At 32.1% G+C, this 3,634-nt stretch carries 5 protein-coding genes; all 5 read right to left on the reverse strand.

Going from position 1 to position 3,634, the window contains the following annotated elements:
• Nucleotides 1-21: 21 nt before the first annotated feature.
• Nucleotides 22-390: an Imm40 family immunity protein gene (gene imm40 / locus HMPREF9073_RS00575; RefSeq protein ID WP_009750675.1), complete on the reverse strand. Its 369-nt coding sequence runs from the start codon at nt 388-390 to the stop codon at nt 22-24.
• Between the two features lies 1 nt (nt 391).
• Entirely contained in the window at nt 392-859 is a 468-nt protein-coding gene (locus HMPREF9073_RS00580) for a hypothetical protein (protein ID WP_009750676.1), read from the reverse strand.
• 185 nt (nt 860-1,044) lie between these two features.
• A complete protein-coding gene (locus HMPREF9073_RS00585; RefSeq protein WP_009750677.1) occupies nt 1,045-1,497 on the reverse strand; it encodes a hypothetical protein in 453 nt (150 codons plus the stop codon).
• Between the two features lie 4 nt (nt 1,498-1,501).
• Nucleotides 1,502-2,911, reverse strand: a complete 1,410-nt coding sequence (locus tag HMPREF9073_RS16110; protein ID WP_009750678.1) for an RHS repeat-associated core domain-containing protein — start codon at nt 2,909-2,911, stop codon at nt 1,502-1,504.
• 76 nt (nt 2,912-2,987) lie between these two features.
• The gene (locus tag HMPREF9073_RS00595) at nt 2,988-3,608 is read right to left on the reverse strand and encodes a hypothetical protein (protein WP_157453465.1); all 621 of its coding nucleotides are present in this window, start codon (nt 3,606-3,608) and stop codon (nt 2,988-2,990) included.
• Nucleotides 3,609-3,634: the final 26 nt, after the last annotated feature.

The raw sequence follows: 3,634 nt of genomic DNA on the forward strand, positions 1-3,634 counted from the left end.
CAATTTCTTTTGAATGTCTCATTATAAAGTTATATCCTTAAAAAAGAAATATTTATTTGTATTACTGTCTTTTATATCAAATGAAATACAAAAATAAACATTATTTAGTTTATAATTAGATATATATTTAATGGCTTTTTCTATACTTCTTAATACATAATCTACCTCGCTTTCTCCTTTTTTTCTATTATAACTCCAATTGTCATAATTATATTCAAAATAACCATTATTATTAATATTGACTACATCTCCTCCCAAAACAGCAATTCTACTCTTTAGACACTCTTCTAAAATCTCTAAGGCATCATTTTTTGAAAAAGATTTTTGTATTGTCCCATATACAGGAGCTCCTTTTTTTAGTAGTGCTATTAATTTATCTGTTAATTCCATGTTATTTACTATTAGGACGAAAAAATCTATGATTAATCATTCCATCACGTTCTTTTATAAATTCAAAATATCCTTCTTTTCCTCTGTAACTTCCTGGTATTTTTAATATTGGAACTATAACACCATCTTTCCCTTTTAGAGGAGTTACAACCCCATCCATTTGAAAAGCTTTAACATTCTCAGGAAAGCTATGAAAAGCATCAGATGTATTAAACATATTTCCTAATACTCTATCTGAATACCAAGTCCCCTTAAAAAAATCATTCCTTTTTCCTGTCCAAGGATTTACATCATATCCTCTTGCATACTGAAATCCTTGCACAACCCCTAAAGCCGAACCTAATGCCAAACCATAGCCAGCTCCTTTAACACCATCTTTTAAAGCTTGATCAAAATCTTTAGTATATGCAAAAGAAAATCCTGCAGAAACAAGAAATCCAGAAGCTGCATTGCTTGTGCCATTTATCAATACATTTTTAAGGATAGGACTCGTAACATTGCTAAACAGTTTTGAAGAAAAGCCTGATAATTTACCTCCTAAATAAGCACTTCCAACGCCTATTCCTGTATCTATTACCGCACTTGTCCAATCAATATTACTCCAACCATTTTGCGAGACTTGTGTAGTGATATTATTTTCTAAGCAATCATTTCTTATTCAGTATGTAGAAATTTCTGTAAATGCCAATTAACATCAAATTTTTGATTGTTTTTTACTGTGTAGTCATCTGGTAATCTTATTCCACAATGAAAATTGAGTTTAGAACTAAATTTATGCCAAAATATAAATCTTCTTTTTGTAAAAACAAGTTCTACTAAAATAATTGTCTCTTCTTCTGAAGAAAAGTATAAAGTTAGATCTACCCAGGTAAGAAATTTCTTGTGTTTTTCTATTTTTCTTACTAATTCCTCTAAGCTAAGAAACTTTCTTTTGCTGAACAACTTATAATTCTCTCTTTCGTATTCATAAAGAGATGATTTTTGATTATAGTTATCAAATCCTCTCATAAAATAAAGTACTTTATGAGATATAGTGTTGAAACAAATATCATTTGCTATAGAGAGTAGTCTATCTGTTGTATTTTGAAGGTTAAGTCTAATGTTCATAGATTTAGTCTTTAATATTTTTTATGATTAAAGGTTTTACTCGAGGAGAGAAACGATATTCAGTATTAGGGATAGTTGTATTATGTGTTCCATTATAATATATTACATCTCCATTGAATCGCATTTTATAAAGAGTATAATGAGGAATAGTAACTTTTATAAGAGAACCTCCATTTGTAATATATGTTCTTGCATATTCAGGATTATCTGTCATAAAAAGAAATCTACTATTATCCGTTTCACTGCCAGTTGTACCTCTATATAGAGTCAAATTTTCTCCATATGGGTCAGGAGTAAAATCATAATCTATTGATTGAGGCTTACTTCTAATTACCCAAGGGTTAACTTTATGAGCATAGGAATTTACTATAGTTGTAGTAACACCAAGCATTGTTCCCATAGCGATACTTTGTCCTATACCATTAAATGAATTACTAAAAGCATTACCTAAACTCTGTCCTTCTAATAAATTATAGGTTGTTCCTCCTACAACATGTCCTGCTCCTGATGCTAAAGGAGAAGCAGCTAAAGATCTCAAAACAGGACTGTTTATTCCATTTACTAACATTCCTGAGTTAGTAGCCCATACACCAACAGCTCCACTAGCAAATCCTGAAGCTCCTCCAACTAAGGAACTTTTACCAACAGCACCCCAATTCACATTATTCATTCCTGAAAAATTAGGGCCAGTTTGTGCTATAATACTATTCGTACCCATTGTTAAAGCTCCCATTCCTGCAGCTGTTCCTGTTATAGCAAGAAAGGAAGCACCTCCATCACTACCACCTACTGCAGCTGTTACTGCTCCTCCTAACGCACCAACACCAAAAGCAGCTAAATGTTCCCAAAACCCTTGACTGTTATTTATATTTGCAACAAGATTTACAACTCCTCCTACTAAAGCACCTATTACTATATGCCAAAACTCCCCATTCTCATCTACATAAATAAGCGGGTTATTCAAACAATAGCCGTATCTATTAAAGTTTTGGGTGTTAAAAGGGTCTTGTACAAAGTTATCGGGCATTAAGAAGCGGTGTAGGGCAGGGTCGTACAACCGTCCGTTCATATGTATCAATCCTACGGTTTGCAGGTGTTCGTGTCCTGTAAAACCTCTATCTAATAAAGTTAAACCTTGTAACACTTTTCCCGCTCCATCTTCTACTTTTATGGGTTGTCCCCAAGGGTCAAAATGGCGTCTTTCAGCGATGTTGCCGTCTTCATCGGTAAGCATTACTATAGAGCCTAAATAATCTCTATGTAAGTAATAGAGCTTTTGCACTTCACCATCCGAAATAAGTATCGCAGGGACACTATACGCATCACCGCCTAAGTAAAGTATAAACTTGGTGCTGTTATCGGTTTTGTTACATACGATTTCTGTACTACCGTCGTGGCTGTAGTGTTTTAGCATTGGGCGTTTGGCTTTTTCTACTTCGGCATTACCATAATAACAGTGCGAACGTTCACCAAAGGCATTGTACTTAATTTTACTTCTTTTCTATAAACTGAGAAGGCTCTATTTTATCTAAACAATTATTCACAAAATACCCCCATTCATACATCTCTATTTCTCCATCAAAAGCACTAATTACATAGAGTTTGCCTTCCTTTATAGTTATAAAATATCCATAAATCCCTCCCATATAAAAAACAAAATCAAATTTCTTCTCAAAAAGAAATTTTGCTGTTTTTATCATTAAAGAATATGATGCAAATGCTATTGAAACAAGTCTTGCATCTCCTGTTGCAATCAAATTACCTTTAATATCCATAATATAGGTAGAAGTATCTAAATAGTTTTTCCTTTTTTGCCAAAGTCTTTGAGGACTAATTTTATAATAGTTTGGTTTCAAATACTGCAAAAAAGAACCATTCAAATATTCCTCTTTATCTGCTTTGTAATTAGGTATACTGAATAAAGTATTTTTTAAGAAAAATATATGAAACTGTTGAATTTCTTCTGTTTTACTTACTATCTTATCCTTTCTTACAAGATATTCTATTCTATCCTCTAACTCTTTAAACTCATTTTTGATATGTAACTTATCAATCATATTGATAGTATCTTGAGAGTACAAAAAACCTTGAGAATAAATAAATATTATCACTTGTGTTTATCAAAATGTGTTAAAAT

This window comes from Capnocytophaga sp. oral taxon 326 str. F0382 (genome assembly GCF_000318295.1).
GTDB classification, from domain to species: Bacteria; Bacteroidota; Bacteroidia; order Flavobacteriales; family Flavobacteriaceae; genus Capnocytophaga; species Capnocytophaga periodontitidis.

What these genes read in the sequence shown, in the direction of transcription:
- imm40 (WP_009750675.1), bottom strand. Translation starts at nt 390, where the DNA reads ATGGAATTAACAGATAAATTAATAGCACTACTAAAAAAAGGAGCTCCT.
- HMPREF9073_RS00585 (WP_009750677.1), bottom strand. Translation starts at nt 1,497, where the DNA reads ATGAACATTAGACTTAACCTTCAAAATACAACAGATAGACTACTCTCT.
- HMPREF9073_RS16110 (WP_009750678.1), bottom strand. Translation starts at nt 2,911, where the DNA reads ATGCTAAAACACTACAGCCACGACGGTAGTACAGAAATCGTATGTAAC.